23 protein-coding genes and 5 tRNA genes are annotated in these 26,583 nt (G+C 72.2%); 5 read left to right on the top strand and 23 right to left on the bottom strand.

Going from position 1 to position 26,583, the window contains the following annotated elements:
• The first annotated feature begins 90 nt into the window (after nucleotides 1-90).
• On the top strand, nucleotides 91-390 hold the full coding sequence (locus tag HWY08_RS10205; RefSeq protein ID WP_176064753.1) for a DciA family protein: 300 nt from the start codon (nucleotides 91-93) through the stop codon (nucleotides 388-390).
• Complete coding sequence (locus HWY08_RS10200; RefSeq protein ID WP_235969561.1) at nucleotides 387-1,991, top strand: CAP domain-containing protein; 1,605 nt, start codon at nucleotides 387-389, stop codon at nucleotides 1,989-1,991. Before HWY08_RS10205 ends, HWY08_RS10200 begins: the two co-directional genes overlap by 4 nt.
• On the opposite strand, the gene HWY08_RS10195 is transcribed toward HWY08_RS10200, so the two are convergent.
• Nucleotides 1,992-2,216 carry a hypothetical protein gene (locus tag HWY08_RS10195; RefSeq protein WP_176064752.1) on the bottom strand — a complete coding sequence of 75 codons (225 nt, stop codon included), beginning with the start codon at nucleotides 2,214-2,216 and terminating at the stop codon, nucleotides 1,992-1,994.
• Between the two features lie 270 nt (nucleotides 2,217-2,486).
• Between HWY08_RS10195 and HWY08_RS10190 the strand changes: the two genes are divergently transcribed.
• Complete coding sequence (locus HWY08_RS10190; RefSeq protein ID WP_176064751.1) at nucleotides 2,487-4,700, top strand: transglycosylase SLT domain-containing protein; 2,214 nt, start codon at nucleotides 2,487-2,489, stop codon at nucleotides 4,698-4,700.
• Nucleotides 4,701-4,749: 49 nt separating this feature from the next.
• Here the strand turns inward: HWY08_RS10190 and HWY08_RS10185 are convergent, their stop codons facing one another.
• The gene (locus HWY08_RS10185; protein WP_176064750.1) at nucleotides 4,750-5,619 is read right to left on the bottom strand and encodes a ribonuclease D; all 870 of its coding nucleotides are present in this window, start codon (nucleotides 5,617-5,619) and stop codon (nucleotides 4,750-4,752) included.
• 112 nt (nucleotides 5,620-5,731) lie between these two features.
• Here HWY08_RS10185 and HWY08_RS10180 point away from each other — a divergent pair, with 112 nt between their 5' ends.
• Both HWY08_RS10180 and HWY08_RS10175 read left to right on the top strand, forming a co-directional pair.
• Nucleotides 5,732-6,502: a lysophospholipid acyltransferase family protein gene (locus HWY08_RS10180; RefSeq protein WP_176064749.1), complete on the top strand. Its 771-nt coding sequence runs from the start codon at nucleotides 5,732-5,734 to the stop codon at nucleotides 6,500-6,502.
• 52 nt (nucleotides 6,503-6,554) lie between these two features.
• A complete protein-coding gene (locus tag HWY08_RS10175; protein WP_176064748.1) occupies nucleotides 6,555-7,037 on the top strand; it encodes a hypothetical protein in 483 nt (160 codons plus the stop codon).
• Nucleotides 7,038-7,051: 14 nt separating this feature from the next.
• Here HWY08_RS10175 and HWY08_RS10170 read toward each other — a convergent pair whose 3' ends face one another.
• From HWY08_RS10170 to HWY08_RS10070, 21 genes are all read right to left on the bottom strand, one after another.
• The gene (locus HWY08_RS10170; protein WP_176064747.1) at nucleotides 7,052-7,477 is read right to left on the bottom strand and encodes a hypothetical protein; all 426 of its coding nucleotides are present in this window, start codon (nucleotides 7,475-7,477) and stop codon (nucleotides 7,052-7,054) included.
• Nucleotides 7,474-8,787: a FliI/YscN family ATPase gene (locus tag HWY08_RS10165; protein ID WP_235969560.1), complete on the bottom strand. Its 1,314-nt coding sequence runs from the start codon at nucleotides 8,785-8,787 to the stop codon at nucleotides 7,474-7,476. Before HWY08_RS10165 ends, HWY08_RS10170 begins: the two co-directional genes overlap by 4 nt.
• On the bottom strand, nucleotides 8,784-9,404 hold the full coding sequence (locus tag HWY08_RS10160) for a FliH/SctL family protein (RefSeq protein WP_176064746.1): 621 nt from the start codon (nucleotides 9,402-9,404) through the stop codon (nucleotides 8,784-8,786). Before HWY08_RS10160 ends, HWY08_RS10165 begins: the two co-directional genes overlap by 4 nt.
• A 201-nt stretch (nucleotides 9,405-9,605) precedes the next feature.
• Nucleotides 9,606-10,346, bottom strand: coding sequence for a sigma-70 family RNA polymerase sigma factor (locus HWY08_RS10155; protein ID WP_176064745.1), 741 nt, complete (start codon nucleotides 10,344-10,346; stop codon nucleotides 9,606-9,608).
• 426 nt (nucleotides 10,347-10,772) lie between these two features.
• Nucleotides 10,773-14,930, bottom strand: a complete 4,158-nt coding sequence (rpoC, locus tag HWY08_RS10150; protein ID WP_176064744.1) for a DNA-directed RNA polymerase subunit beta' — start codon at nucleotides 14,928-14,930, stop codon at nucleotides 10,773-10,775.
• 173 nt (nucleotides 14,931-15,103) lie between these two features.
• Nucleotides 15,104-19,351, bottom strand: coding sequence for a DNA-directed RNA polymerase subunit beta (rpoB, locus tag HWY08_RS10145; RefSeq protein WP_235969559.1), 4,248 nt, complete (start codon nucleotides 19,349-19,351; stop codon nucleotides 15,104-15,106).
• A gap of 230 nt (nucleotides 19,352-19,581) precedes the next feature.
• Nucleotides 19,582-19,956, bottom strand: a complete 375-nt coding sequence (gene rplL / locus HWY08_RS10140) for a 50S ribosomal protein L7/L12 (protein WP_176064743.1) — start codon at nucleotides 19,954-19,956, stop codon at nucleotides 19,582-19,584.
• A 95-nt stretch (nucleotides 19,957-20,051) separates the two neighbouring features.
• Nucleotides 20,052-20,573 (bottom strand): 50S ribosomal protein L10, encoded by a 522-nt coding sequence (gene rplJ / locus HWY08_RS10135; RefSeq protein ID WP_176064742.1) that lies wholly within the window; start codon nucleotides 20,571-20,573, stop codon nucleotides 20,052-20,054.
• A 289-nt stretch (nucleotides 20,574-20,862) separates the two neighbouring features.
• The gene (gene rplA, locus HWY08_RS10130) at nucleotides 20,863-21,567 is read right to left on the bottom strand and encodes a 50S ribosomal protein L1 (protein ID WP_176064741.1); all 705 of its coding nucleotides are present in this window, start codon (nucleotides 21,565-21,567) and stop codon (nucleotides 20,863-20,865) included.
• A gap of 24 nt (nucleotides 21,568-21,591) precedes the next feature.
• Nucleotides 21,592-22,038, bottom strand: a complete 447-nt coding sequence (rplK, locus tag HWY08_RS10125; protein ID WP_176064740.1) for a 50S ribosomal protein L11 — start codon at nucleotides 22,036-22,038, stop codon at nucleotides 21,592-21,594.
• 54 nt (nucleotides 22,039-22,092) lie between these two features.
• Nucleotides 22,093-22,692 carry a transcription termination/antitermination protein NusG gene (nusG, locus tag HWY08_RS10120; protein ID WP_176064739.1) on the bottom strand — a complete coding sequence of 200 codons (600 nt, stop codon included), beginning with the start codon at nucleotides 22,690-22,692 and terminating at the stop codon, nucleotides 22,093-22,095.
• Between the two features lie 124 nt (nucleotides 22,693-22,816).
• A complete protein-coding gene (gene secE, locus HWY08_RS10115) occupies nucleotides 22,817-23,215 on the bottom strand; it encodes a preprotein translocase subunit SecE (protein ID WP_176064738.1) in 399 nt (132 codons plus the stop codon).
• A 45-nt stretch (nucleotides 23,216-23,260) separates the two neighbouring features.
• Nucleotides 23,261-23,337, bottom strand: a tRNA-Trp gene (locus HWY08_RS10110).
• A 36-nt stretch (nucleotides 23,338-23,373) separates the two neighbouring features.
• Nucleotides 23,374-23,532 (bottom strand): 50S ribosomal protein L33, encoded by a 159-nt coding sequence (gene rpmG / locus HWY08_RS10105; protein WP_176064737.1) that lies wholly within the window; start codon nucleotides 23,530-23,532, stop codon nucleotides 23,374-23,376.
• Between the two features lie 79 nt (nucleotides 23,533-23,611).
• Entirely contained in the window at nucleotides 23,612-24,802 is a 1,191-nt protein-coding gene (tuf, locus tag HWY08_RS10100; RefSeq protein ID WP_176064736.1) for an elongation factor Tu, read from the bottom strand.
• A gap of 37 nt (nucleotides 24,803-24,839) precedes the next feature.
• Nucleotides 24,840-24,915: transfer RNA gene (locus HWY08_RS10095), tRNA-Thr, on the bottom strand.
• 28 nt (nucleotides 24,916-24,943) lie between these two features.
• A tRNA-Gly gene (locus tag HWY08_RS10090) sits at nucleotides 24,944-25,019 on the bottom strand.
• 28 nt (nucleotides 25,020-25,047) lie between these two features.
• Nucleotides 25,048-25,133, bottom strand: a tRNA-Tyr gene (locus tag HWY08_RS10085).
• A gap of 42 nt (nucleotides 25,134-25,175) precedes the next feature.
• A tRNA-Thr gene (locus HWY08_RS10080) sits at nucleotides 25,176-25,251 on the bottom strand.
• Between the two features lie 108 nt (nucleotides 25,252-25,359).
• On the bottom strand, nucleotides 25,360-26,121 hold the full coding sequence (gene rlmB, locus HWY08_RS10075) for a 23S rRNA (guanosine(2251)-2'-O)-methyltransferase RlmB (RefSeq protein WP_176064735.1): 762 nt from the start codon (nucleotides 26,119-26,121) through the stop codon (nucleotides 25,360-25,362).
• Complete coding sequence (locus HWY08_RS10070) at nucleotides 26,118-26,552, bottom strand: hypothetical protein (protein WP_176064734.1); 435 nt, start codon at nucleotides 26,550-26,552, stop codon at nucleotides 26,118-26,120. The genes rlmB and HWY08_RS10070 overlap by 4 nt, the downstream gene beginning before the upstream one ends.
• Nucleotides 26,553-26,583 lie beyond the last annotated feature (31 nt).

The following is a 26,583-nucleotide window of genomic DNA, read 5'->3' as shown; positions in this document are numbered from 1 at the left end:
CACGTTGACGCACGGCCCCAAGGGACGGCTGCGCGGGGCCCACCCGCTCGCCTTGACCCCGCCGCACCGCTCGCCCTAGCTTCGCGCTCCATGCGCGGCCGCGGCCGACCGATCGCCACCGTCCTCACCGATGCGCTCGCCGGGCGGCGCGAGGCGCGCCTGACCGCCGTGGCGGCCGCCTTCTCCGAGGCGTGCGGCTGGCCGCTCGCCCGGGAGGTGTCGGTGCGAGCGGTCGCCCGCGACGGGCGGCTGCTCGCCGTCGCCTCCAGCCGCGGCTGGGCCGACGAGGTCGAGCGGCTCGCGCCCGCCCTCTGCGCGCGGGTGAACGCCCGGCTCGGGCGGCCCGTCGCGAGCGGGCTCGACGTGCGCGTGGGACCGGTCGAGCGGTGACCGGCCGCCGCCGCCCGGGCGCGCTGGCGCTCCTCGCCCTGGCGCTGGCGTGCGGCCACGCCCCGCCCGCCCCGGCCCCGGCGCCCCCGCCCGGCGCGCCCCCGCCCGGCGCGCCCCCGTCCTCCCCCGCCGCCCCGGCGCTCTCCGCGCGCGGCCGCTACGGTCCCGAGCCGTCCGACGCCCCGAGCGCGCTCGAGCGCGCCGCGCTCGAGGCCGCGCTGGCGCGGCTCGCGCCCCGCCCCCGCCCCTCCGCCGCGCTGGCGGTGGCGGCGCGGGCGCTGGCCTCGGGCGCGGCCGACGGCGCGCGCGAGCCGCTCTCGCGCGAGCGCGTCCGGCTCGCGCTCGCGGGCGCCCTCTCCTACGACCCCGCCCCGGTGGTCCACCTGGTGGAGGCGGATCCGGCGAGCGCCGCGGAGGCCCTCGCCGGAGAGCTCCGCGAGGCGGGGCCGGCCTTCACCCACGCCGGGGCCGGGGCGGTGATCCGCGGCCGCCGGGCGTACCTCGTGCTGCTCCTGTCGCGGCGCCCGGTCGCGCTGGAGCCCTTCCCGCGCGAGGTGGCGCTCGGGGCGACCGCGGTCCTGCGCGGCGAGCTCGAGGGGCTCGAGCGGCCGACCGTCCACGTCACCGCGCCCTCCGGCGCGAGCCGCACCGTGCCGGCCAGCGGCGCCGGGCGGTCGTTCAGCGCCTCCCTCCGCTTCGACGCGCGGGGGCGCTGGCTGGTCGAGGTGGTCGGCGACGGCCCGCGCGGGCCGCAGGTGGCGGCGCTGCTCACCGTCTCGTGCGGCGGCGCGCCCCTGGGGCGACCCGGCGAGGGCGACGAGAGCGATCCGGCCGATCGCGCGGCGGCGGAGGCGCGGGTGGTCGCCGCGGTGAACGCCACCCGCGCCGGCGCCGGCCTGCCGCCGCTCGAGGCGAGCGCGGAGCTCACCGCGGCGGCGCGCCGCCACAGCGAGGCGATGCTCGCGGCCGGGGTCCTCGCGCACGTGCTGCCGGGCTCCGGGACGCCCGCGGACCGCCTGCACCGGGCGCGCATCGCGTTCGCGCTGGCGCTCGAGAACGTCGCCATGGGCCCGAGCGCCCTCTCCGCCCACCGCGCGGCGGAGGAGAGCCCGGCGCACCGCCAGAACATCCTGTCGCGCGAGGTGACGCGGGTGGGCTGCGGCATCGCCCGCGGCAAGCTCCCGGGGGGCGAGCGCGTCGTCTACCTGACCGAGATCTTCCTGGCGCCGGTGGAGGACGGCACCGACGATCGGCTGACCCCGGAGGCGCGGGTCCGCGAGGCGCTCTGGCGCGAGCGCGCCCGCCTGGGCGGGGGGGCGCTGGCGTCCGACCCGCGCCTCGACGAGCTCGCCCGCGAGGGGGCACGCGCGATGGCGCGCCGGGGCGACCCGGCGCCCGGGGACCTGGCGGACCGCGCCCTGGCGCTCGGCCGCAAGGTGGCGGCGGTCGACGCGTTCCTGGGGGCGCGGGCGGACGGCGCCGCGCGCTCGAAGAACGTGGGCGACCGGCGCTTCGGGCGGGCGGGGGTGGGCGTCGCGATGGGCGAGCGCGGACGGTACGGCGCCGGGCTGCTCTACATCGCGGTCGTCTACACCGACTGATCAGCCCAGGCGGCGCTGGGTGGCGTAGCTCTCGAGGCCCTCGCCGACCTCGGCCTCGAGGGCAAACAGCTCACAGCGGGTGCACGACCAGCTGTTCCAGCCCTTTTTCACTGCCTCGTCGAGGCAGCCGTCGTAATAGTTGCAGAAGAGGTTGCGGTGGCCTTCCACGCCGCGATCCGGATTGATGGGCGCGGTGAGCTCGCTCGGGCAAGGTTTGGCCAGCACGTCGACCTCCTCGAAAAGTGTCCGGTGCGGCGAGGAGCAGGACGCTTCCTGCCCGGTGTGCGCACCGAGACTCCCCTCGTGCAGCCTCGACGTGGGGACGCCATGACCGACCAACCTACGGGCCCCAGGCCCGCCCATCGGTGTTGGAGCGTGCGGGCTATATGCTGCCTCGCATCACCTGGTGTCAATCCCCCGCGCCCGCGCTGGCATTGGCGCGGTACGCGCCTTTTCGGCACCCCGGACCGACCGCTTGCTTCGCGCGCGGTTAGCGTGACCCGGGTCATCGCGGCGGGCCTGATCCTGATCACGTCCACCCCGGCCGGGGGCGCGACGCCCAGCGCGACCCCTCGGCTCGCCGTCTGGCTGGAGGGGGTGAGCACCAGCGCACAGGCCCTGGCGGAGGGGGACGCGGCGGGCGCCGAGATCGCGGCGCGCACCGCCCTCGCGGCGGTGCCCGGCGGGGCGCCCGGCGCGCGCGCGGAGCTGGCGCTCGGGCTCGCGCTTCGCGAGGCCTCGCGGTTCGGGGAGGCGTTCCAGGCGCTCGACCGCGCCGCGCCGCGCCTCGCGGATCCGGCCCTCGCCGCGGTGGCGCGCCTGGAGTCGGCCGAGGCGCTCTTCTACGCCGGCCACCCCGGCGCCGCGGCGGCGCGCTTCGCCGAGGTGGCGGCGCTCGGCCAGGGGACGCTGGCGCGCCGCGCGCGGCTGCGCGAGGCGGACGCCCTGCTCGCCGCCGGCAGCGCGGCCCGCGCGGCCCGCGCCTACGAGGCGCTCCTCTCGGCCGAGCCGGCGGGGCCCGCCGCGTACGGCCTCCGGCTCTCGCTCGCGGCCGCGCTGCGCGATGCCGGCGAGCCGGCGCGCGCGGTGACGGTCTACCGGGCGCTGTGGGTCGAGCAGCCGGCGGACCCCGCCGGCCGGGACGCCGGGCGCGCGCTGCTCGCCTGGCGCGCGGCGGGGGGCGCGGTCCCCCCACCCACCGCCGAGGAGCGGCTCGCCCGCGCCGCCCGCTTCCTCGAGCTCTCGCTCCCGCGCCGCGCCGTCGAGACGCTCGACCGCCTCGCCGCCAGCGCGCCGCCGCCCGAGCCGCGCAGCCGCGGGGTCCTCCTGCGCGCGCTGGCGCTCCTGCAGCTCGGCCGCCGCGAGCAGGCGCGCGCGCTCGCGGAGGAGCTCCAGCGCGACCCCGCCGCGGCGCCCGGGACGCGCGCCGGCGCCGAGCTCGTCCTGGCGCGCGCCGCCGCCCGCTCCGGGCAGGTGGACGACGCCGCCCGCCGCTACCGGCTCCTCGCCCGCGTCCGCGGCGACATCCCGGGCGTGCCCGCGGCCCAGGCGCGCGAGCTGCCGGACGAGGCGGCCTTCCTCTCGGCCTGGCTCTACTACGACGCGGGCGCCTACGCGAAGGCGGCCGGGCTCCTGCGCGCCTTCGCCCGCGAGCACCCCAAGGCCCGCCGCGCCGACGACGCGCGCTGGTTCGAGGCGTGGTCGCTCTACCGCCTCGGCCGGCGCGACGCCGCCGCCCGCGCGCTCTCGCGCCTCGCGCCCGGTCCGCTCGCCGCCGGCGCGCTCTACTGGCAGGCGCGCCTCGCCCCGAAGGCGCGCGCCCCGGCGCTCTACCGCGCGGCGCTGCGCGAGGCCGCGCCCGGGAGCTGGTACGCGCTGCTCGCCGCGGGCCGGCTCGCGGCGCTGGGCGAGCGCCCGGCCGCGCTCGCCTCCCCGGCGCCGGGCGCCCTCCCCGACGGGCCCGGCCATGGCCGCGGCGGCGAGCTGCTGTCACGGGCGGCGCGGCTCCTGGGGGCCGGGCTGCCCGCCCAGGCGGTGGCCGAGCTGCGCGCGCTGGCCGCCACGCGCGAGGCGCGGGACCGCGCCGCCGCGGTGGCCCAGCTGGCGGAGGCCGCCGGGGACGCCGAGCTCCCCTTCCGCATGGCGCGCGACCACCTGGCGCCGACGCGGCGCGCGCTGCGCTGGCTCTACCCGCGCGCCTTCCCCGGCCTGCTGCCCGCCGCGGCGGCGCAGGCGGGGCTCGACCCGGATCTGTACCTGGCGGTCATGCGGCGCGAGTCCGCCTTCCGCCCCGACGCGCGCAGCGCGGCCGGCGCGGTCGGCCTCGTCCAGCTCATCCCCCCCACCGCCGAGCGCCTGGCGCTGGCCCACGAGCTCCCGCCGAGCGCCGTGGCGGAGCTCGAGCGGCCGGAGGTGAGCGTGCCGCTCGGGGCGGCGTACCTCAGCCTCCTCGTGGACCGGTTCCAGGAGCGCTGCGCCGCCCTCGCGGCCTACAACGCCGGCCCGGCCGCCGCCGCCGCCTGGGGGCGGGCCGCCGCCGGCGAGCCGCTCGACGTCTGGGTGGAGGACATCGCCTTCCGCGAGACCCGCCGCTACGTGAAGGCCGTGGCGGCGGACGCCGCCGTCTACCGCGCGCTGTGGGCCGGCGGACCGCTCGCCATCGACGGCGCGATCCCGGTGCCGCCGCCGCGCGAAGGCGTGGCGTTCTAGCGCCGGCCGACGCCGGGCCGGCGCGCGAGGCGCCGCGCGGAGTGGGCGCTCAGCGACCGCCCTGCGCCGCGGCCGCGAGCAGCCCCTCGCCCATCCGCCGCAGCACCACCGTGGTGAGCCCCGGGATGCGCAGGAGCTCCGCCTCCGTCCGCGGCCGGCGACGCGCCACCTCCAGCATGGCCTGCTCCGGCATGACCTTGAACGGCGGCCGGTCGAGCGCGCCCGCCCGCTCCTCGCGCAGGAGCCACAGGGCGCGCAGCACGGCGCGGCCGGGGGCGTCGAGGTCGCGCGACCCCTTGAGCCTGCGCCAGCCCTCCGGGTCGAACACCCGCGGGCGGGGCTCGACGGCGGCGATGCGGGCGAACTCCTCGCGGGCCGGCTCCCACAGCCCGCGCTCCCGGAGCTCCCCCGCGAGCAGGTCGAACAGCGGCAGCAGGAAGTGGGTGTCGAGCGCGGCGTAGCGGACCTGCTCGGCCGAGAGCGGGCGGCGGCCCCAATCCGAGCGCTGGAAGTCCTTCGCCAGCTTCACCCCGAAGTGCTGCTCGACCAGCGCCGAGAGCCCGAGGCCGGGCCGGCCGAGCCGCCGCGCGGCCGCCATGGTGTCGAAGAGCGCGGGGAGCCCGAAGCCGTACTCGCGCTTGAGGCAGCGCACGTCGTAGTCGGCGCCGTGGAGCACGATGGCCTGGGCGGACGCCAGCACCGGCCCGAGCGGCCGGACGTCGACCGCGAAGGGGTCCACCACGAAGTCGCCGCCCCGCGTCGAGAGCTGGATGAGGCAGACGCGCTCGCGCAGGACGTGGAAGCTGTTCGACTCGGTGTCGAGGGCAACGACCGGCTCGGCCGCGAGCGCGCGCAGGAGCTCGGCCAGCGCGGGGGCGTCGGCCACCAGGACCGGCTGCAGGCGCGGGGGCACGTGCACCTCCCCAGTGTAGCGCGCCGGCCGGCCGGCGGGGGATCGGCGCCGCGCGCGTGCTATGACTGCCGCGCCATGAACCACTCCCGGAGCCGGCCTCGCGGCCGGCGGTAGCTCGATGAGCGCGCGCCTCCGCGGGGTGGCGGTCGCGGCGTACGCCGCCGTCTCCATGGCCTTCTTCTTCCTGGTCCAGCTGCCGCCGATGCTCTTCACCGGCTCGGCCGACTTCTCGGTCTGGCTGGCCCGCCGGATGTGGGCCCCCTCGGCGCTCTGGCTGTGCGGGGTCACGGTCGAGGTGCTCGCGCCGCGGGGGTTCCCCGACGGGCCCGCCATCTACGCCAGCAACCACGAGAGCGCCCTCGACATCTGGCTGCTCTTCCGCACCGTGCCGCGGAACGGACTCCGGTTCATCGCCAAGCAGGAGCTGTTCCGGATCCCGGTCTTCGGGTGGTACCTGCGGATGGCCCGCTTCGTGGCGGTCGACCGGCGCCACCGTGCCCGCGCCGTCGCCGCGCTGCAGCAGGCGGGCCGGATCGTGCGCGAGGGGACCTCGCTCATCGTCTTCCCCGAGGGCACGCGCAGCCCCGACGGCCGCGTGCAGCCGTTCAAGAAGGGGCCGTTCGTGGTGGCGATGGAGGCCGGGGTGCCGGTGGTCCCCATCGCCATCGCCGGGGCGGCGGCCCTGAACCCCAAGGGCCGGCTCTCGGTGCGCCCGGGCCGGGTGCGGGTCGCGGTGGGTGCCCCGCTCACCCCGGCCGACTTCCCCGACAAGTCCGCCCTCCTGCGGGAGGTGCGGAGCCGCATCATCGCGCTGCACCGGGAGCTGGGCGGCGCGGGCGGCGACGTCGACGACGCGGTGGCCGCGCCGGGCGTCGAGGGCTCGAGCTGAGCGCTGGACGAGCGCTTGTCGCCCTCCGCCCCGCAGAGCTACGATCGGCCGCATGGCGACGCGCACCGAACCTCCGGCGCAGGACGGCCGGCTCTCCGCCGCGGCCGAGGTCCTCGGCGGCTGGCGCGCGCGCGCGGCCGACCTGGCCGACGGCTTCCGCCGCTCCGACCGGTTCTTCAAGATGCGGGCCGGCATCGTCGCCGCATGGGCGGTGCTCTCGCTCCTCACCTTGTGGGGCTCCTGCGCCACGCCCGGCCAGCACAACGCGCTCGGCGCCGACGTGCAGGTGAACCGCGACTCCATCATGGGCACCCAGCTGCTCGTCCGGAACGACTCGGACCGCAACTGGGAGGACGTGGTGCTGACGCTCGACGACGGCTGGCGGTACGCGCAGCCCACCCTGCGGCCGCAGGACCTGGTCGTGCTGTCCGTGTCGTCGTTCCGAAAGGGCGACGAGGCGCCTCCCCGGGACCACCGTCCGCGCGCGCTCCGCATCTCCTGCCGCCAGGGCTCGGGCCGCTTCGACCTGCGCTGACCCCGGCGCGGTGCTCAAGGCCAGCCGGCGCCGCCCCGCGGCGCAGGGCGATCTTCCAGCTCGCGCTCGGCGGCGCGCGCCCGGCTCGCCCGCCGCGCGGCCTCCCGGCGCTCGCGGAAGCGCTCGGCGAGCTCCCGCGCCGCCCGCGCCCCGGCGTGCGCCGCGAGCGCCCGGGCCGCCTCCGCGCTCGCCGCGGCCGCGGTCGCTTGGGCGAGCGCCAGCGCGTGGCGCAGCCTGGCCCGGAAGCGGCTCTCCCCCAGCAGCGCCGCGGCCGCCGCCGGGCCCGGCGCCGGGCCGGCCGCCAGCGCCGCCGCGGCCGCCCGCGCACCCGCGCGGGCGCGCTCCTCCCGCCCGAGCGCCTCCGCGAGCGCCGCCCCGGCCCGCTCCTCCTCGCGCCGCCGCACCGCGACCAGGGCCGCCAGCGCGCCGCCGGTCCTCACGCGAGCGCCTCCTCGAGCGCCGCGATCGCCTCCGCCAGCGTCGTCACCTCCGCCGCCTCCTGCGCCAGGAGGTGCTCCAGGGCCCCGCGGCGGAGGAGCGCCTCGTCCGCCTCGGGATCGCTCCCGGCCCGGTAGGCGCCGAGCGCGAGCAGATCCTGCTGCCGGTCCAGCGCGGCGAGGAGCCGCCGCGCGCGCGCGGCCAGCGCCCCGTGGCGCGCGCTCACCACCTGCGGCATGACCCGCGACACGCTCTGCAGCACGTCCACCGCCGGGAACCGGCCGCGCGCGGCCAGGCCGCGATCGAGCACCACGTGGCCGTCGAGGATGCCGCGCACCTCGTCCGCGATGGGCTCCTCCAGATCCCCGCCCGCCACCAGCACCGTGTAGACGGCCGTCACCGTCCCCCGCGCGCGCTGCCCGGCGCGCTCGAGCAGCCGCGGCAGCGCCGCGAACACGGACGGCGGGTAGCCCTGGCGCGCCGGCGGCTCCCCCGCGGCCAGCCCGACCTCCCGCTGCGCGCGCGCGTAGCGGGTGAGGCTGTCGAGGAGCAGCAGCACGCGCCGCCCCTCCACCTCGGCGAACCACTCCGCCAGCGCGGTGGCCACGTGCGCCGCCTGCAGGCGCACCAGCGCCGGCGCGTCGCTGGTGGCCGCCACCACCACGCTCCGCGCCAGCCCCTCCGGCCCGAGCGCCCCCTCCACGAAGTCCCGCACCTCGCGGCCGCGCTCCCCGACGAGCCCCACCACCACCGCCTCCGCGGCCGTGCCGCGCGCGATCTGCCCGAGCAGCGTCGACTTGCCGACCCCGGCGCCGGCGAACAGCCCGAGCCGCTGCCCCTCGCCGGCGGTGAGGAGCGCGTCGAGCGCGCGCACGCCGAGCCCGAGCGGCGCCGACACCCGCCGGCGCGCGAGCGGGGGCGGCGCCGGGCGCTCCACCGCCCACGGGACGAGCCCGACCGGCGCGGGGCCCCCGTCGATCGGCCGGCCGAGGCCGTCGAGGACCCGCCCCAGCAGCGCGCGCCCGGCGCCGAAGGAGAGCGGCCGCCCGGTGGGCGTGACCGCCGCGCCGAGGGCCAGCCCGCGCGTCTCGCCCAGCGGCAGGAGCACCGCCTCCTCGCCGCGGAAGCCCACCACCTCCGCCGGCAGCGGCGGGGCGCAGCCGCGGGCGACCAGGCACAGCTCCCCCCGCCGGACCGGGCCGAGGGCGGCGCGCACCGCGAGGCCGGTCAGCTCCACCACCCGCCCGCTCCAGGCGAGCGGCGCCCGCTCGGGCGCCCGCGCCAGGCGGGCGCGCAGGCCGAGCGGGCTCACCAGCCGTCCTCCTCGGCCCGCAGCGCGCGGCCGAGCGCCTCGAGCTGCGGCGCGAGGCGGGCGTCCACCGCGCCCGCCTCGGTCTCGACCCGCACCTCGCCGCGCGCGAGCGCCGGATCAGCGGCCCAGGCGAGGGCGCGCCCCCCGCCCGCGCCGCCGGCGAGCCGCGGCTCGGCCGCGCGGAGGGCGGCGAGGTCCTCCGGGTGAGCGCGCACGGTCAGGGCGGAGTGGCCGCGCGCGACCTCGAGCGCGCGGCCCGCCAGCTCGATCACCACCTCGGGGTCGAGCGCCGCGGCGCGCGTCACGATCCGGCGGGCCAGCTCGAGCGCGAGGTCCGCCAGCTCCGCCCGCGCGCCCGCCAGGAGCCGCTCGCGCGCGAGCGCGGCGCGGGCGACGAGCTCGGTGGCGCGCGCGAGGCCCTCCTCCCTCCCAGCCTCTGCGGCCGCGGCCCGCAGCCTCTCCGTCTCCTCACGCGCCGCCTGGAGCAGGCGCCCGGCCTCGGCGGCCGCCTCCTCGCGCAGGCGGCGCGCCTCCGCCGCCGCGTCCCAGAGCTGCGCCGGGATGCGGCGGCTGCCGGGCGGTCGCCGCTCCCCCCGCGCCGCCTCTTGCTCGACCATGCCGGACGCACGGTGCAGCCCCCGTGCCCGGCGCCGGGACATGGATCGTCGCGGCCCCGGACGCGGCCGCGCGCGCGGGGCGCCGCGCCGCGGACCGGCGCGACCGAGGCGCGGACCGCCGCGCCGGAGCCCGAGACGAGACCGGGCCCGCCACCTGCGCGGTGGCGGGCCCGGGAAGGACCGAGTAGCCGAGGGCCGCCGCTAGGCGGCGCTCTCCAGGTCGGAGTCGTGCCCGACCGGCTCGAGGTACCGGTTCAGGAACTGCTTCGTCTTGAGCTCGACCTGGCGGACGCGCTCGCGCGACACGCCCCAGCGCTTGCCGATCTCCTCCAGCGTCTTGGGCGAGTCCTGCTGCAGCCGGTTGTGGACGATGTCCCAGCCCAGCTCGCCGATCCGCTTGCGCACCTTGCCGAGCGCGTCGCGCACCTCGCGGTCGCCCTCGGCCGAGAGGTAGGTGTCCTCCGGCCCGGGGCCGTCGTCCTCGATGCGCTCGAGGTGGGTGACGTCCCCCTCCTCGTCGATGGCGCTGTCGAGCGAGAGGTCCGGCTGCGCGACCGTGCCGCTCTGCGGCCGCACGGTGGAGCGCGCCTCCTTGAGGTACTTCCCGATGTAGGCGCGGATCCACCACACCGCGTAGGTCGAGAAGCGGGTCCCGGCGTGCGGATCGAACTTCTCGACCGCGCGCATGAGCCCGACGTTGCCCTCCTGGATGAGGTCGTCGAGCCGGACCGTCCCGCGGCGCTGCTTGCGGGCGATGGCGACCACGAACGCGAGGTTGTGGCGGACCAGCTTCTGCTTCGCGGAGCCCTCGCCGCGGCGAGCGCGCAGCGCGAGCGCGTGCTCGTCCTCGCGCGTCAACGGCGGGTAGTCGCGCACGGCCTTGAGGTACGGGGCGAGCTCCTCGAACTCTCTGCTGCTGCGCTGGGGGGTGGCAGTCCTCATTTCCTCACCTTTTCCGACGCGACGAGACCTTGGGAAGACCGAGGGGGTAGGTTACGTAACGTCAGTTTAAGATACTGGACCTGTCGAGTCAATCTTCGTCCAGCCCCGCTGAGACTGGGCATTATCGGCAGTTGCCATCTGGAGCGCACACCAGCCAGAACGGAAGGGTGTCGCGCGAATATGGAGCGTGCCGAGCCTCTGGCTAGCCTCCCAGACGGAGCCTCTAGGTTCGAGAAGGGTAAGCATCGAAAGTTGTTTGTCATCAAGGTGGCGGTCTCCGATGGGGCGTGCTCGATCGCACAGCACCCGAGAGGCCGTCCTGCCAGGCCCTCGCCTCCTGCCCTCAACACGCCAACCTGAAAAGCACGAGGTCCGGCCCCCATCAGGGACCGGACCTCGAGTGCGACCCGACCGCGGTAGTTTCCGCTAGTCCTCGCCGGCGACCGCCAGCGCTTCCTCGGCCTGCTCCACCGCGTCGACCGGCGTCTCGACCTCGATGTCGAGGTGCTTGTAGGCGCCGAGCCCGGTGCCGGCGGGGATGAGCCGGCCCATGATGACGTTCTCCTTGAGGCCGCGGAGGTGGTCCACCTTGCCGCTGATGGCGGCCTCGGTGAGCACCTTGGTCGTCTCCTGGAACGAGGACGCCGAGATGAACGACTCGGTGGAGAGCGAGGCCTTGGTGATGCCGAGCAGCAGCGGCTCGCCCTGCGCCGGCTTCCCGCCGGCCGCCATCACCTTGTCGTTCTCCTCCTCGAACACGAACTTCTCGACCTGCTCGTCGGAGAGGAAGCTCGTGTCGCCCACGTCGGAGATCCGCACGCGGCGCAGCATCTGCCGCACGATGGTCTCGATGTGCTTGTCGTTGATCTTCACGCCCTGGAGCCGGTAGACCTCCTGCACCTCGTCCACCATGTAGTGCGCGAGCTCCTTCTCCCCGAGCACCTTCAGGATGTCGTGCGGGTTGGCGGCGCCGTCCATGAGCGCCTCGCCGGCGCGGACGCGGTCGCCCTGGTGCACGCTGATGTGCTTGCCCTTGCCGATCAGGTACTCCTTGCCCAGGTCGCCGCGGAGCTTGCCGTCCACCTCGGGCGTGATGACGACCTTGCGCTTGCCCTTGGTGTCCTTGCCGAAGCTCACCACGCCGTCGATCTCGGAGATGACGGCGTGCTCCTTGGGCTTGCGGGCCTCGAAGAGCTCGGCCACCCGCGGCAGACCGCCGGTGATGTCCTTCGTCTTCATGGTCTCGCGCGGCATCTTGGCGATGATCTCGCCGGCGTCGACCTCGTCGCCGTCGTTCACCACGATGTTGGCGCCCTCGGGCAGCATGTAGCGCGCCTGCGCCTCGGAGTTGGGCAGGTTGCGCGTCTGGCCCTTGTCGTCCTTGATCGACACGCGCGGGCGCGCGTCGGGGTCCTTCGAGGCGATGACCACCTTGCGGGCGAGGCCGGTCACCTCGTCGAGCTGCTCGGTGTAGGTGACGCCGTCGACGAGGTCGCCGTACTTCACGCGGCCGGCCACCTCGGTGATGATCGGCATCGAGTAGGGATCCCACTCGGCGAGCAGCGTGTTGCCCTCGATCTTCTGCCCCTCGCGGACCAGCACCTTGGCGCCGTAGACCACGCCGTAGCGCTCGCGCTCGCGGCCCTGGTCGTCGGCGACGATGATCTCGCCGTTGCGGTTCATGACGATGAGCGTGCCATCCTTCTTCTTGGCCACGTTCACGTTCGAGAACTTCACGACGCCGGGGTTGCGGTTCTCCACCGTGGACTGCTCGGCGCGCCGGGAGGCCGCGCCGCCGATGTGGAAGGTGCGCATGGTGAGCTGGGTGCCCGGCTCGCCGATCGACTGGGCGGCGATGACGCCGACCGCCTCGCCGATGTTCACCTTCCGCCCGCGGGCGAGGTCTCGCCCGTAGCACTCGACGCAGATGCCGCGCCGCGCCTGGCAGGTCAGCACCGAGCGGATGCGCACCTTGTCGATGCCGGCGTTCTCGATCGCCTTGACCTTGGCCTCGTCGATCTCCTCGTTCGCCTTCACCAGCACCGCGCTCGAGAACGGGTCGACGATGTCCTCCAGCGCCACGCGGCCGAGGATGCGCTCGCCCATGGGCTCGATGATCTCGCCGCCCTCCACCAGGGAGCCGAGGGTGATGCCGTCCATCGCGCCGCAGTCGTACTCGGTGATGATGGCGTCCTGCGCCACGTCGACCAGGCGGCGGGTCAGGTAGCCGGAGTTGGCCGTCTTGAGCGCCGTGTCGGCGAGGCCCTTGCGGGCGCCGTGCGTCGAGATGAAGTACTGGAGGACGTTGAGGCCCTCGCGGAAGTTGGCGGTGATCGGCGTCTCGATGATCTCGCCCGAGGGCTTGGCCATGAGGCCGCGCATGCCGGCCAGCTGGCGGATCTGCTGGGCGGAGCCGCGGGCTCCCGAGTCGGCCATGATGTAGATCGGGTTGAAGGACGGCTGGCGGCGCTCCTCGCGCTTCCCGTCCTTGCCGATCCCGACGGCGGTCTCGGTCCCGATCTCGGTCATCATCTCCTGGGCCACCTCCTCGGTGACCTGCGCCCAGATGTCGATGACCTTGTTGTACCGCTCGCCCTTGGTGATGAGACCCTCGGTGTACTGGTTCTCGATGTCCGCCACCTCGGCGCTGGCGCGGTCGAGCAGGGCGCCCTTCTTCCGAGGGATGTGCATGTTCGACAGCGCGATCGAGATGCCGGCCTTGGTCGCGTTGCCGTAGCCCATGGACCGCACGCGGTCGGCGAGGAGGACGGTCTCCTTCTCCCCGCACAGGCGGTAGGTGAGGTCGATGAGGTTCTGGAGCTGCTTCTTGTCCATCACCTTGTTGATGGCGTCGAAGGTCAGCCGCTTCGGGATGATGTCGAAGAGCAGCACGCGCCCGGTCGTGGTGTCGACGCGCTTGCCGTCCATGCGGACGGTGATCTTCGCCTGCAGCTCGATCTCGCCCTGGTCGTAGGCGGCGCGGACCTCCTGCGGCGACGCGAAGGTCTTGCCCTCGCCCTTGGCGAAGGCACGCTCGCGCGTCATGTAGTAGATGCCGAGCACGATGTCCTGGCTCGGCACGATGATGGGCTTGCCGTGCGCGGGCGAGAGGATGTTGTTCGTGCTCATCATGAGCACGCGCGCCTCCATCTGAGCCTCGATGGAGAGCGGCACGTGGACCGCCATCTGGTCGCCGTCGAAGTCGGCGTTGAAGGCGGTGCAGACGAGCGGGTGGAGCTGGATCGCCTTGCCCTCGATGAGGACCGGCTCGAACGCCTGGATGCCGAGGCGGTGCAGGGTCGGGGCGCGGTTCAGGAGCACCGGGTGCTCGCGGATCACGTCGTCGAGGATGTCCCAGACCTCGGGGCGCTCCTTCTCCACCATCTTCTTCGCGCTCTTGATGGTGGTGACGTACCCCTTCTCCTCGAGCTTGTTGTAGATGAACGGCTTGAACAGCTCGAGCGCCATGATCTTCGGCAGGCCGCACTGGTGCAGCTTGAGCTCGGGGCCGACCACGATGACGGAGCGGCCCGAGTAGTCGACGCGCTTGCCGAGCAGGTTCTGGCGGAACCGGCCCTGCTTGCCCTTCAGCATGTCGGAGAGCGACTTGAGCGGGCGCTTGTTCGGGCCGGTGATGGTCTTGCCGCGGCGCCCGTTGTCGAAGAGCGCGTCCACCGCCTCCTGCAGCATCCGCTTCTCGTTGCGGATGATGATGTCGGGGGCGTTCAGCTCCTGGAGCCGCTTCAGGCGGTTGTTGCGGTTGATGACGCGCCGGTAGAGGTCGTTGAGGTCCGAGGTCGCGAAGCGGCCGCCGTCGAGCGGCACCAGCGGGCGCAGGTCGGGCGGGATGACCGGGATGACCTCGAGCATCATCCAGTCGGGCTTGTTGCCCGACTCGACGAAGGCCTCGACCACCTTGAGGCGCTTCGCGATCTTCTTCCGCTTGGCGTCGCTGGTGGCCTCGCGCATCTCCTTGCGGAGCAGCTCGGAGAGCGAGTTCACCTCGATGGCGCGCAGGAGCTGCAGGACGGCCTCGCCGCCCATGCCGGCCAGGAAGGCGTCCTCGCCCAGCTCGTCGAGGAGCTTGCCGTAGCGGTCCTCGGAGAGGAGCTCGCCCCGCTGGAGCGTGGACTCCTTGGGGTCGATGACGATGTACGACTCACAGTACAGGACCTTCTCCAGGTCCTTGAGCGTGATGTCGAGCAGGTTGCCGATGCGGCTCGGCAGGCTCTTCAGGAACCAGATGTGCGCCACCGGCGTGGCGAGCGTGATGTGCCCGAGGCGCTCGCGGCGCACCTTGGACTGGATCACCTCGACGCCGCACTTCTCGCACACCACCCCGCGGTGCTTCATGCGCTTGTACTTGCCGCAGTTGCACTCGTAGTCCTTCACGGGGCCGAAGATCTTCGCGCAGAAGAGGCCGTCCCGCTCCGGCTTGAACGTGCGGTAGTTGATCGTCTCCGGCTTCTTGACCTCGCCGTGCGACCACTGCCGGATCTTGTCCGGGCTGGCCAGCGAGATGCGCATGGCCGAGAACGAGAGCGGGTCCTTCGGCTTCTCGAAGAAATTGAAGATGTCCTTCACGTTGATCCTTTCGAGGGCTGCGCCCTCGCCCCGTCGAGCCAAGCTCGCCGGGGCCCCACTCCTGCCCGCCGGGTCCCGTGCGCCTTCGGGAGCGGCTCCGCCGCACCCCCTCAGGCGCCCCGGCTCGAGGGGCTACGCCCCTCCCCCGCTGCGCGGGGCCCCCTCCCGAACCTTTACGCCGTCTTCTTCTCCGGCCGAGGGGCGAGCGGATCGCCCGCCGTGGCGGAGGCCTCCTGGAGCTCGCGCTCGCGCTGCGCCTCGGGCGACTCGAGCAGCTCCACGTCGAGCGCGAGGCTCTGCATCTCCTTGATGAGCACGTTGAAGGACTCGGGCAGGCCCGACTCCAGCGTGTTCTCGCCCTTGACGATGGCCTCGTACATCCGGGTGCGGCCGACCACGTCGTCGGACTTCACGGTCAGGAACTCCTGCAGCGAGTAGGCGGCGCCGTACGCCTCCATGGCCCACACCTCCATCTCGCCGAGCCGCTGACCGCCGAACTGCGCCTTGCCGCCCAGCGGCTGCTGGGTGACGAGCGAGTACGGCCCGATGCTCCGGGCGTGGATCTTCTCGTCCACGAGGTGGTGCAGCTTCAGCATGTACATGACGCCCACCGTGACGTCGGCGTCGAACGGCTCGCCGGTGCGCCCGTCGAAGAGCACCGACTGCATGGTGCACCCGCCGGTGGAGAGCAGCCCGGTGATCTCGTCCTCCTGGGCGCCGTCGAACACCGGCGTCGCCACGTGCGCGCCCCGCATGAACTTCTCGGCCAGGCGCGGCAGCTCCTTGTCCGGCACCTCGTCGATGAGCTGGGCGATCTTCTCGGTGCGGACGTCGTCGCCGGGGAAGACCTTCTTCAGGCCCTTCCGGATCTGCTCGGGGCCGAACTTCTTCTCGATCATCTCCTGGATGCGCTTGCCGACGTTGAGCGCGGCCCAGCCCAGGTGCGTCTCCAGGATCTGGCCCACGTTCATGCGCGACGGCACGCCCAGCGGGTTGAGGACGATGTCGACCGGGGTGCCGTCCTCGAGGTACGGCAGGTCCTCCTCGGGCAGCACGCGGGAGACGACGCCCTTGTTGCCGTGGCGGCCGGCCATCTTGTCGCCGACGGCCAGCTTGCGCTTGATGGCGACGTACACCTTCACCATCTTGATGACGCCCGGCGGCAGCTCGTCGCCCTTCTTGAGGCGGCCGATCTTCTCCCCGAACAGCAGCTTGATGAGCTCGCGCTGCTCCTCGAAGTTCTGGACCACCTTGCGGACCTTGTCCTGCACCTCGGACGGCGCCGCGATCTCGCCCCAGTAGCGCTGCGGGATGGCGTCGAGCAGCTCGTCCGAGAGGACGTCGCCCTTCTTGAGGAGCTGGTTGCCCTGGTCGTCGACCAGGCGGGCTGAGACCTCCTTGCCCACCAGCAGCCGGCGGATCTTGCCGTACGCCGAGTCCTGGATGATGCGGATCTCGTCGTTCTGGTCCTTGAGGAGCTTCGCCTCCTCCATCTCCTCGATGGCCTTGGCGCGCTCGTCCTTGTCGACGCCCTTGCGGCTGAAGACCTTGGCGTTGATGACGGTGCCGGAGACGCCCGGCGGCACGCGCAGCGAGCTGTCGCGGACGTCGCCGGCCTTCTCGCCGAAGATGGCGCGGAGCAGCTTCTCCTCGGGGGAGAGCTGGGTCTCGCCCTTGGGCGTGATCTTGCCGACCAGGATGTCGCCCGGCTTCACCTCGGCGCCGATGCGGATGATGCCCGACTCGTCGAGGTCCTTGAGGGCCTCCTCACCGACGTTCGGGATGTCGCGCGTGATCTCCTCCTTGCCGAGCTTGGTGTCGCGCGCGATGCACTCGAACTCCTCGATGTGGATCGAGGTGTAGACGTCCTCCTTGAGCAGGCGCTCCGAGAGCAGGATCGAGTCCTCGAAGTTGTAGCCCTGCCACGGCATGAAGGCGACGACCACGTTCTGGCCGAGCGCGAGCTCGCCCATCTCGGTGGCCGGCCCGTCGCCGATGACGTCGCCCTTCTTCACCCGCTCGCCCGGCTTCACGATGGGCTTCTGGTTGATGCAGGTGTTCTGGTTCGAGCGCTGGTACTTGATGAGGTTGTAGATGTCGACCTCGTTGGCCACGTCGGTGGTCGAGGTCGCCACGTCCGCCTTCACCACGATGCGGGCCGCGTCGACGGACTGCACCACGCCGTCGCGCTTCGCCACCACCGTCACGCCCGAGTCGCGGGCGACGATGGCCTCGATGCCGGTGCCGACCAGCGGCGCGTCGGTGCGGAGCAGCGGCACCGCCTGGCGCTGCATGTTCGAGCCCATGAGGGCGCGGTTGGCGTCGTCGTTCTCGAGGAACGGCACCAGCGAGGCGGCCACCGAGACGAGCTGGTTCGGCGACACGTCCATCAGGTCCACGTCCTCCGGCTTCGCCTGCACGTACTCACCGTGCTTGCGGCAGGAGACCTGGGCGCCGGTGAAGTTGCCCTTCTTGTCCACCGGAGCGTTGGCCTGCGCGATGATGTGCTGCTCCTCCTCCAGCGCCGAGTAGAACTTCACCTCGTCGGTGACGCGGCCCTTCTCCACCTTCCGGTAGGGGGTCTCGACGAAGCCGTACTCGTTGACGCGCGCGTAGGTCGAGAGCGACGCGATGAGGCCGATGTTCGGGCCTTCCGGCGTCTCGATGGGGCAGATGCGGCCGTAGTGCGTGGAGTGGACGTCGCGCACCTCGAAGCCGGCGCGCTCGCGGGTGAGGCCGCCCGGCCCGAGGGCGGAGAGGCGCCGCTTGTGCGTGACCTCGGAGAGCGGGTTCGTCTGATCCATGAACTGCGAGAGCTGCGACGAGCCGAAGAACTCCTTGATGACGGCCGTCACCGGCTTCGCGTTGATGAGATCGTGCGGCATGAGCGTCTCGATCTCCTGGAGGCTCATGCGCTCCTTGATCGCGCGCTCCATGCGGACGAGACCGATGCGGTACTGGTTCTCGAGCAGCTCGCCCACCGCGCGGACGCGGCGGTTGCCGAGGTGGTCGATGTCGTCGATGTCCTTGTTGGGCTTGCCGTTCTTGAGGTCGATGAGGAAGCGCACCACCTCGAGCACGTCGCGCTTCGTCAGCACCTGGTTGTCGAGCGGCTCGTCGATCCCGAACTTGTAGTTGAGCTTGAGCCGGCCGACCTTCGACAGGTCGTACCGCTCGGCGTTGAAGAACAGGTTGACGAACAGGTTCGTCGCCGTCTCCGGGGTCGGCGGATCACCCGGGCGGAGGCGCTTGTAGATCTCCATGATCGCCTCCTCGGGCGTGGAGATCTTGTCCTGCATGAGCGTGTCGCGGAGCGACGGGAGGACGTTGAGGTTGTCGATGAAGAGGACGCGCAGCTCCTTGATGTCGCGCTTGCGCAGCTCCTCGACCTTCTCCTCGGTGACCTCCTCGTTCACCTCGAGCAGCACCTCGCCGGTCGCCTCGTCGACCACGTCCTCGGCGGAGATCTTGGTGTGGACCTCCTCCGCCTCGATGGGCAGCGACTTCAGCTTGGCGGCGACCAGCTTCTTGATCGCGCCCTCGGTGTACTTCCGGTTCTTCTTGACGATCACCTCGCCGGTCTTCGGGTCCTTGATGTCGCGCGTGGCGCGCTGGCCCTTGAGCAGCTCGGGGTTGAGGTCCTTCTCGTACTTCCCCTTCCCCTCGATCCGGATGATCTCGGTGTCGTAGTAGTACTTGAGGATCTCCTCGGCCGTGCCGCGGAAGTCGACCGGGTCCTTCTTGGCCGTGTCGGGCACCGCGCCGAGCGCGCGCAGCAGCACCGTCGCGGGCAGCTTGCGGCGCCGGTCGATGCGCACGTAGAGGATGTCCTTGTGGTCGAACTCGAAGTCGATCCACGAGCCGCGGTACGGGATGATGCGGGCGTTGAACAGGATCTTGCCCGACGAGTGGCTCTTGCCCTTGTCGTGGTCGAAGAAGGCGCCCGGGGAGCGGTGCAGCTGGCTCACCACGACGCGCTCGGTCCCGTTGATGATGAAGGTCCCGTTGTCCGTCATGAGCGGGATCTCGCCGAAGTAGACCTCCTGCTCCTTGACGTCGCGGATGGACTGCGCGCCGGTCTCCTCGTCCTTGTCCCAGACGACCAGGCGCACGACCACCTTGATCGGCGCGGAGAACGTCATGCCGCGCTGGTGGCACTCGTCGACGTCGTACTTGGGCTTCTCGAGGTGGTAGCTCACGAACTCGAGCGAGCTCGTCTCGTTGAAGTCCTTGATCGGGAAGACCGACTTGAAGACCCCCTGCAGCCCGGTGTCGTCGCGCTTCTCGGGGGGGACGTCGGCCTGCAGGAACTTGTCGTAGCTCGACTTCTGGATCGCGATGAGGTTGGGGATCTCCGCGATCTTGTTGATCTTTCCGAAATTCCGTCGAACGCGAAAGTTATTCTGCACGGTCAGCGCCATACGCGATCGGTCCTCTTTATCCCCTGCTGCGTTCGTCCGCCGGAAATGGCTCGAGCCGGCTCTCCGGCCGGCGAGCCGCCTCGACCCGGCCTCGGGCCGGGGTCGCTGTGCGTCGGTATTTCAGGGGGTTCCGGGTTGTAACGGGAACCTACCTACCTGTCAAAGATTCCAGAAAAGGGGTGCGGCGGAGCAGGCGCGAGCCTGCCCCGCCGCGGGCGGTCGAGCCCGAGCTACTTGATCTCGACCTTCGCGCCAGCCGCCTCGAGCTTCTTCTTGAGCTCGTCGGCCTCGGCCTTGGCGATGCCGGCCTTGACCTCCTTGGGGGCGCCCTCGACGAGGTCCTTCGCCTCCTTGAGGCCGAGGCCCGTGATCGCGCGGACCTCCTTGATCACGTTGATCTTGTTCGCGCCGGCGTCGGCGAGGACGACGGTGAACTCCGTCTTCTCCTCGGCCGGGGCCGCCGCGGCCCCACCGCCGGCCGCCATCATCACCGGCGCGGCGGCGGCGGAGACGCCCCACTTCTCCTCGAGCTTCTTGACGAGCTCGGCCGCCTCCATGACGGAGAGCGTGCTGAGCTGGTCGACGATCGTGTTCAGGTCTGCCATGTCTGTCTCGTTTCCTGTGGCGGCGGGGACGAGCCCCGCCCGTTCGTAGCGTGCCCAGGCGCCTCCCGGCGCGCGGGCGGTTCAGGTACCGGTTCCTACGCCTTGCCGAGCTGGTCCTTGCGAGCGTTCAGGACCTGGGCGAGCTGCTGGCCCGGGGTCCCGATCATCCGCGCGAGCTTGGTGGCCGGCTGGGCGATCATCATCGCGATCGTCCCGCGCAGCTCCTGGAGACCCGGCATCTTCGCCAGGGCCTTCACGCCGTTCACGTCGATGACCTGACCTTCGACCACCGCCGTGCGGATCGCGAAGTTCTCGCGGTCCTTGGCGAAGTCCACCAGGATCTTCGCCGGCGACACCACGTCGTCGTACGACATGATGAGCGCGGTGGGCCCGACGAACTTCTCGACCAGCGGCTCCACCGGCGTGCCCTTGGCGGCACGCTGGGCGAGGGTGTTCTTGACGATCTTGTAGTCGATCTTCGCGTCACGGAACTTCTTGCGGAGACCGGTGACCGTCGCGACGTCGAGCCCCTTCGGCTCGGCGAGGATGGCCGCCTTCGCCTTGGCCATCAGCTCGTGAAGCTGGTTGATGACCTCTTCTTTTTCCGTCCGGTTCAACTGTCCTCACCACCTTTCCGACCGCCCCGCCCCTCGGGGCGGCGACGGTGCACTGGGTCTTCGGACAGGCCGGACGGCCGGTACGCTGACCCCCTGGCCAAGCAGGGGACGCTGAACGTCCCTGAGTCTCGGCGGGTCGGACGCCTTCGCCCGTTTGACCGCCCTCCCCTACGCCTTCTCGCACCCGGGGAGAGCGGGCCCGCTGTCTTGGACCAGGAAACCCCGGCGGCCCCATGCCGCCGGGAGAAGCGATCGCCGGCGGGGAGCGCGCCCCGCCGGCCGCGAAGCCTTACGCGTGGGCGGCGGTGAGCTCGGCGGTGTCGAGCTTGATGCCCGGCCCCATCGTGCAGCTCACGGTCACGTTCTTCACGTAGACGCCCTTGGCGGTCTGCGGCTTCGCCTTGAAGATGATCTCCATGATGGCGTTGAAGTTCGCCTTGAGCTTCTCCGGCTCGAAGGAGGCCTTGCCGAAGGGGACGTGCACGATGCCCGCCTTCTCGACGCGGAACTCCACCTTGCCGGCCTTCTGCTCCTTGACGGCCTTGGCGATGTCCATCGACACCGTGCCGACCTTCGGGTTCGGCATCAGGCCGCGGGGCCCGAGCACCTTACCGAGGCGGCCGACCACGCCCATCATGTCGGGGGTGGCGAGCACCTTGTCGAAGTCCATGAAGCCGCCCTGGATCTTCTCGGCCAGGTCCTCGGCCCCGACGATGTCGGCGCCGGCCTCCTGCGCGTCGCGGGCCTTGTCGCCCTTGGCGAAGACGGCCAGCCGCACCGCCTTGCCCATCCCGTGCGGCAGCACGACCGCGCCGCGCACCACCTGGTCGGCGTGCTTGGGGTCGACGCCGAGGTTGATGGACGCGTCCACCGACTCGTCGAACTTCTTCGAGGCGGTCTGCTTCACGAGGGTCATCGCCTCGTCGAGCTTGTAGCGCCGCTCGCGGTCGACCTTCGCCGCGACCGCCTTGTACTTCTTCGCGATGTGAGCCATGTCGTGTGTCTCCCGGTCCGCGGCCTAGCCGACGACGTCGATCCCCATCGAGAGCGCCGTGCCCTCGACGGTCCGCATGGCGGCTTCCAGCGTGCCGGCGGTCATGTCCTGCATCTTCATCTTGGCGATCTGCTCGACCTGCTTCTTCGTCACCTGCCCGACCTTCTCCTTGCCGGGCTTGTGCGCCCCCGAGCCCTTCTTCTTCTCGGTGTGCAGGCCGGCCGCCTTCTTGAGGAGGACGGCGGCGGGCGGCGTCTTGAGCAGGAAGGTGAACGAGCGGTCCTGGTACACGGTGATGATCACCGGGATGATGAGACCGTCCTTCGCCTGCTGCTGGGTCGCCGCGTTGAACTGCTTGCAGAACTCCATGATGTTGACGCCGTGCTGGCCGAGCGCGGGGCCGACCGGCGGCGCCGGGTTGGCCTTGCCGGCCGGGATCTGCAGCTTGACCTGACCTGTGACCTTCTTCATGGCTGCTCCTCTCGTGGTGTGACGGGCGTTGACGCGCCCTCCCACGCCTGCGGACTACGTCTTCTCCACCTGCATGAAGTCGAGCTCGACCGGGGTCGCCCGGCCGAAGATCGAGACCAGCACGCGGAGCTTGCCCTTGTCGGGCTTGACCTCCTCCACCGTGCCGTTGAAGTTCGAGAACGGCCCGTCGATGACGCGGACCTGGTCGCCGTCCTCGAACTGCACCCGGGGCTTCGGCTTGAGGGTGCCCTCCGAGATCTGGCTGGTGAGGCGCGCCACCTCCTCGTCGCGGACCGCCGGCACCTCGCGCGGGTTCTTCGCGTTGCCGACGAAGCCGGTCACCTTGGGCGTCGACTTCACCATGTGCCAGGTGCCGTCCGCCATCTGCATGTGGACGAGCACGTAGCCGGGGAAGAACTTGCGCTTGGAGGTCTTCTTCTCCCCCTTCACCATCTCCACGACCTGCTCCATGGGGATGAGCACCTCCCCGAAGCACTCGGCGAGCGGCGCCGCCCTGCGGACGGCCTTGCCGTCCTCGAGGTCGTCGAACTCGATCTTGTCCTCGCCGTGCTGGCGGACGTACTCCTCGATCGACTTCTTGACCTTGTTCTCGAAGCCCGAGTAGGTGTGGACGACGTACCACTTCTTCGCCATGTCCCGAATCTCCGTTCCGCTCAGCCGCCCCAGCCTGCCGCCCCTCTAAACGCCGCGGCGGGGCCGACGCCCCGCCACTCGATCCCGCGCTGCGCCCCGGCCCCCGGACCGGCGCGGCCGCCGTCTAGTAGACGAGCGAGCTCAGCTTGGCCCAGACGTAGTCGAAGACGCCGAGGACGATGGCGGCCACGAAGGTGGCGACCACCACCGCGACCGTGGCGGCGCGGGTCTCGCGCAGCGTGGGCCAGGTGACCTTCTTGAGCTCGCTGGCGACCTCGAGCGAGACCGTCCGCACGCGGGTGGCGCGCCAGGCCACCACCGCTGCCGCCACCGCGATGCCGTAGCCGAGGACGGTGGTGAGCGTCCAGTCCTCGCCGAACAGGGCGGGGTCGTTCCAGCGCGCGTAGGAGAAGGCGAGCCCCAGGATCTTCTCCAGGAACACGCCCACGGCGAGCGCGGCCAGCACGAAGAAGATGACCACCATCCTCCTCGGATCGACGCCTGCCTTGCCTTCCGCCGCCATGGTGCCTCGCTTCGGTGCTTCGGGTGGGGTTTGCTGCCGGTGAGTTGGCAGGCCAGGAGGGATTCGAACCCCCAACCCGCGGTTTTGGAGACCGCTGCTCTAGCCGTTCGAGCTACTGGCCTGTGAAGGGTGCGCCGGCCCAGGGGCCGGCGCCGCCGTTACTTCGTCTCCTTGTGACCCTGGTGCTTGCGGCACCGCGGGCAGTACTTGGAGAGCGCGAGCTTCTCCTGCGTCTTCTTCTTGTTCTTGGTGGTCGAGTAGTTCCGCTCTTTGCAGACGGTGCACTCGAGGGTGATGATGCTGCGGTTGCCGGCCATGTGAGTCTCTCGTTTCGCGACGGCGGGGGACGAGCCCCCGCCCTACCAGCGGTTGGCGGGGCCGCTCGGCCCCGCGCCCTTACTGAATGACCTCGGCGACGACGCCCGCGCCGACCGTACGGCCGCCTTCACGGATGGCGAACCGGAGCTCCTTCTCCATGGCGACGGGGGTGATGAGCTCCACCTCCACCGACACGTTGTCCCCCGGCATCACCATCTCCACGCCCTTCGGTAGCGTCATCGTCCCGGTCACGTCCGTCGTCCGGAAGTAGAACTGCGGCCGGTACCCGTTGAAGAACGGCGTGTGACGACCGCCCTCCTCCTTCGTCAGGACGTACACCTCGCCCTTGAACTTCGTGTGCGGCGTGATCGACCCCGGCTTCGCCAGCACCTGACCGCGCTCCACCTCCTCGCGCTTCAGGCCGCGCAAGAGCGCCCCGATGTTGTCGCCCGCCTGCCCCTCGTCGAGCAGCTTGCGGAACATCTCCACGCCCGTCACCACCGTCTTCGCCGTGGGCTTGATGCCGACGATCTCGACCTCCTCGCCCACCTTGATGACGCCGCGCTCCACGCGCCCCGTCGCCACCGTCCCGCGCCCCGAGATCGAGAACACGTCCTCGACCGGCATCAGGAACGGCTTGTCCGTCGCGCGCTTCGGCGTCGGCACGTAGGAGTCGACCGCGTCCATCAGCCGCATGATCGACGGCTCGCCCAGGTCGCCCTTGTCGCCCTCGAGCGCCTTCAGCGCCGACCCCTTCACGATCGGGATCTCGTTCCCCGGGAACTCGTACTTCGTCAGGAGCTCGCGGACCTCCAGCTCCACCAGGTCGAGCAGCTCCTTGTCGTCCACCATGTCGCACTTGTTCAGGTAGACCACGATGTACGGCACGCCCACCTGCCGGGCGAGCAGGATGTGCTCCCGCGTCTGCGGCATCGGGCCGTCCGCCGCCGAGACCACCAGGATGGCGCCGTCCATCTGCGCCGCGCCGGTGATCATGTTCTTCACGTAGTCCGCGTGGCCCGGGCAGTCGACGTGCGCGTAGTGCCGCTTCTCCGTCTGGTACTCCACGTGCGCCGTCGCGATCGTGATGCCGCGCTCCCGCTCCTCGGGGGCCTTGTCGATCTGGTCGTACGCCATGAAGCTCGCCATGCCCTTCGCCGCCAGCACCTTCGTGATGGCGGCCGTGAGCGTCGTCTTCCCGTGGTCGACGTGCCCGATCGTCCCCACGTTCACGTGCGGCTTGTTGCGCTCGAACTTTTCCTTGGCCATGTGCGCTCCCCGGTGTGCGGCGCTGCTCGCTGAAAACTGGAGCCCTCTTCCAGGATTGAACTGGAGACCTCGTCCTTACCAAGGACGCGCTCTACCAACTGAGCTAAGAGGGCCTGTTCCTTTCTCGTGCTGCGTTCTCACTGGAGCGGGAAACGGGATTCGAACCCGCGACATTCAGCTTGGAAGGCTGACGCTCTACCAACTGAGCTATTCCCGCGTGCTTCTCGACTCCTTCAAGGTGACACTGGTGGAGGGGGGTGGATTCGAACCACCGAAGGCGTAAGCCGGCAGATTTACAGTCTGCTCCCTTTGGCCGCTCGGGAACCCCTCCGACTCCTTCTCACTCTCGCCCTGCCCTCCGCCACCCGTGAACTGGAGCTGGCGGTGGGACTCGAACCCGCGACCTGCTGCTTACAAGGCAGCTGCTCTACCAGCTGAGCTACGCCAGCCCGAACCCGGCACCCGCGCGGCGCGGCCGCCACCACCGCCGAGAACAGATCCGTGCCGCCCTACGACCCACGTAGAGCGGCGGTTTCTAGCCCCCCTGCCCGCCCTTGTCAAGCGCGAGGTGCCGCAGGATTTTTCGCGCGGCCGCGCTGCCGCAGGACCTCGTAGAGCGCGATGGCGGCGGAGGCCGAGGCGTTGAGGCTGCCCACCTTTCCCTGCATCGGGATGCGCGCCACGCGGTCGCAGGTGCGCCGCACCAGCGGCCTCACTCCGCCCCCTTCCGAGCCGATGACGAGCGCGGTCGGCACGGTGAGGTCCACCTCGGCGATGGACTCCTCGGCGGCGGCGTCGGTGGCCACCGTCCACACCCCCGCCTCCTTGAGCCGCTCCAGCGCCTGGGCGAGGTTCGTGACGCGGGCCACCGGGCAGTGCTCGACGGCGCCGGCCGACGCCTTGGCGGCGGCGGGCGTCACCCCGGCGGCGCGGTCCTTGGGGATGACCACCCCGTGCGCGCCGAGCGCGTGCGCCGAGCGGATGACCGCGCCCAGGTTCTGCGGGTCCTCGATGCCGTCCAGCACCACCAGCAGCGGGGGCGCGCCGGCCGCCCGGGCGGCCTCGAGCAGCTCGTCGAGCTCGCGGTAGCGGTAGTCCGAGACCACCGCCACCACGCCCTGGTGGCGGTCCGTCCCGGCCAGGCGGTCGAGCTTGTCGCGCGGCGCCTCGCGCACCTTCGCCCCCCGCGCGCGGGCGGCCTCGGCCAGCTCGGACAGGGCGCGGCTCCGCTCGCCGCTGGTCAGCCACAGCTCGGCCGGCACGTCGCCGCCCGCCCGCAGGAGCTCGCGGACGGGGTTCACCCCGTAGAGGGTCCTCACCTCACGGTGACCGGGATGGGCACGGTGCGCGTCTGCTTCACGCAGGCCTGGTCGCTGCAGATGAAGAAGTCGACGTTGGCCTTCGCCTCCTGCACCCCCGCCGCCGAGGCCACGAAGGGCGCCTCGAAGCGCGGCGCGTCGGCCTTGGCGTCGACGGCGTCGCGCCGCCCCAGCTCGCTCTTCTCGAGCTTCAGCACCGGCGGCGCCTCGAACCGGATCTTGAGCGGCGCCTGCGGGTGGACGTGCCAGCCGGGCGCGGTGGGGCGGATCACCACCACGAGCTTGCCGGGCTGGCCCGCCTGCACCGCGGCGGTCGAGGCGGACGTGTCGAGCGCGTAGGCGCGGGCGGCCTCGGCGCCCGGGTCGGCGGCCAGCGCGGGCGCGGCGAGCGCGCAGAGCGCGGCCAGGGCGAGCGGGCGGAGCGAACGCATGGGCAGGACCTCCATCTGCGCTTCCATAGCA

The sequence above is a fragment of the Anaeromyxobacter diazotrophicus genome (genome assembly GCF_013340205.1).
GTDB classification, from domain to species: Bacteria; Myxococcota; Myxococcia; order Myxococcales; family Anaeromyxobacteraceae; genus Anaeromyxobacter_A; species Anaeromyxobacter_A diazotrophicus.
This window is presented reverse-complemented; position numbering and strand designations above follow the sequence as displayed.

Excerpts from the sequence above, each read along its gene's own strand:
- HWY08_RS10205 (WP_176064753.1), top strand. The coding sequence starts at position 91 with ATGCGCGGCCGCGGCCGACCGATCGCCACCGTCCTCACCGATGCGCTC.
- HWY08_RS10180 (WP_176064749.1), top strand. The coding sequence starts at position 5,732 with ATGAGCGCGCGCCTCCGCGGGGTGGCGGTCGCGGCGTACGCCGCCGTC.
- HWY08_RS10175 (WP_176064748.1), top strand. The coding sequence starts at position 6,555 with ATGGCGACGCGCACCGAACCTCCGGCGCAGGACGGCCGGCTCTCCGCC.
- HWY08_RS10160 (WP_176064746.1), bottom strand. The coding sequence starts at position 9,404 with ATGGTCGAGCAAGAGGCGGCGCGGGGGGAGCGGCGACCGCCCGGCAGC.
- HWY08_RS10155 (WP_176064745.1), bottom strand. The coding sequence starts at position 10,346 with ATGAGGACTGCCACCCCCCAGCGCAGCAGCAGAGAGTTCGAGGAGCTC.
- rpoB (WP_235969559.1), bottom strand. The coding sequence starts at position 19,351 with ATGGCGCTGACCGTGCAGAATAACTTTCGCGTTCGACGGAATTTCGGA.
- rplL (WP_176064743.1), bottom strand. The coding sequence starts at position 19,956 with ATGGCAGACCTGAACACGATCGTCGACCAGCTCAGCACGCTCTCCGTC.
- rplA (WP_176064741.1), bottom strand. The coding sequence starts at position 21,567 with ATGGCTCACATCGCGAAGAAGTACAAGGCGGTCGCGGCGAAGGTCGAC.
- rplK (WP_176064740.1), bottom strand. The coding sequence starts at position 22,038 with ATGAAGAAGGTCACAGGTCAGGTCAAGCTGCAGATCCCGGCCGGCAAG.
- nusG (WP_176064739.1), bottom strand. The coding sequence starts at position 22,692 with ATGGCGAAGAAGTGGTACGTCGTCCACACCTACTCGGGCTTCGAGAAC.
- secE (WP_176064738.1), bottom strand. The coding sequence starts at position 23,215 with ATGGCGGCGGAAGGCAAGGCAGGCGTCGATCCGAGGAGGATGGTGGTC.
- rpmG (WP_176064737.1), bottom strand. The coding sequence starts at position 23,532 with ATGGCCGGCAACCGCAGCATCATCACCCTCGAGTGCACCGTCTGCAAA.
- tuf (WP_176064736.1), bottom strand. The coding sequence starts at position 24,802 with ATGGCCAAGGAAAAGTTCGAGCGCAACAAGCCGCACGTGAACGTGGGG.
- HWY08_RS10070 (WP_176064734.1), bottom strand. The coding sequence starts at position 26,552 with ATGCGTTCGCTCCGCCCGCTCGCCCTGGCCGCGCTCTGCGCGCTCGCC.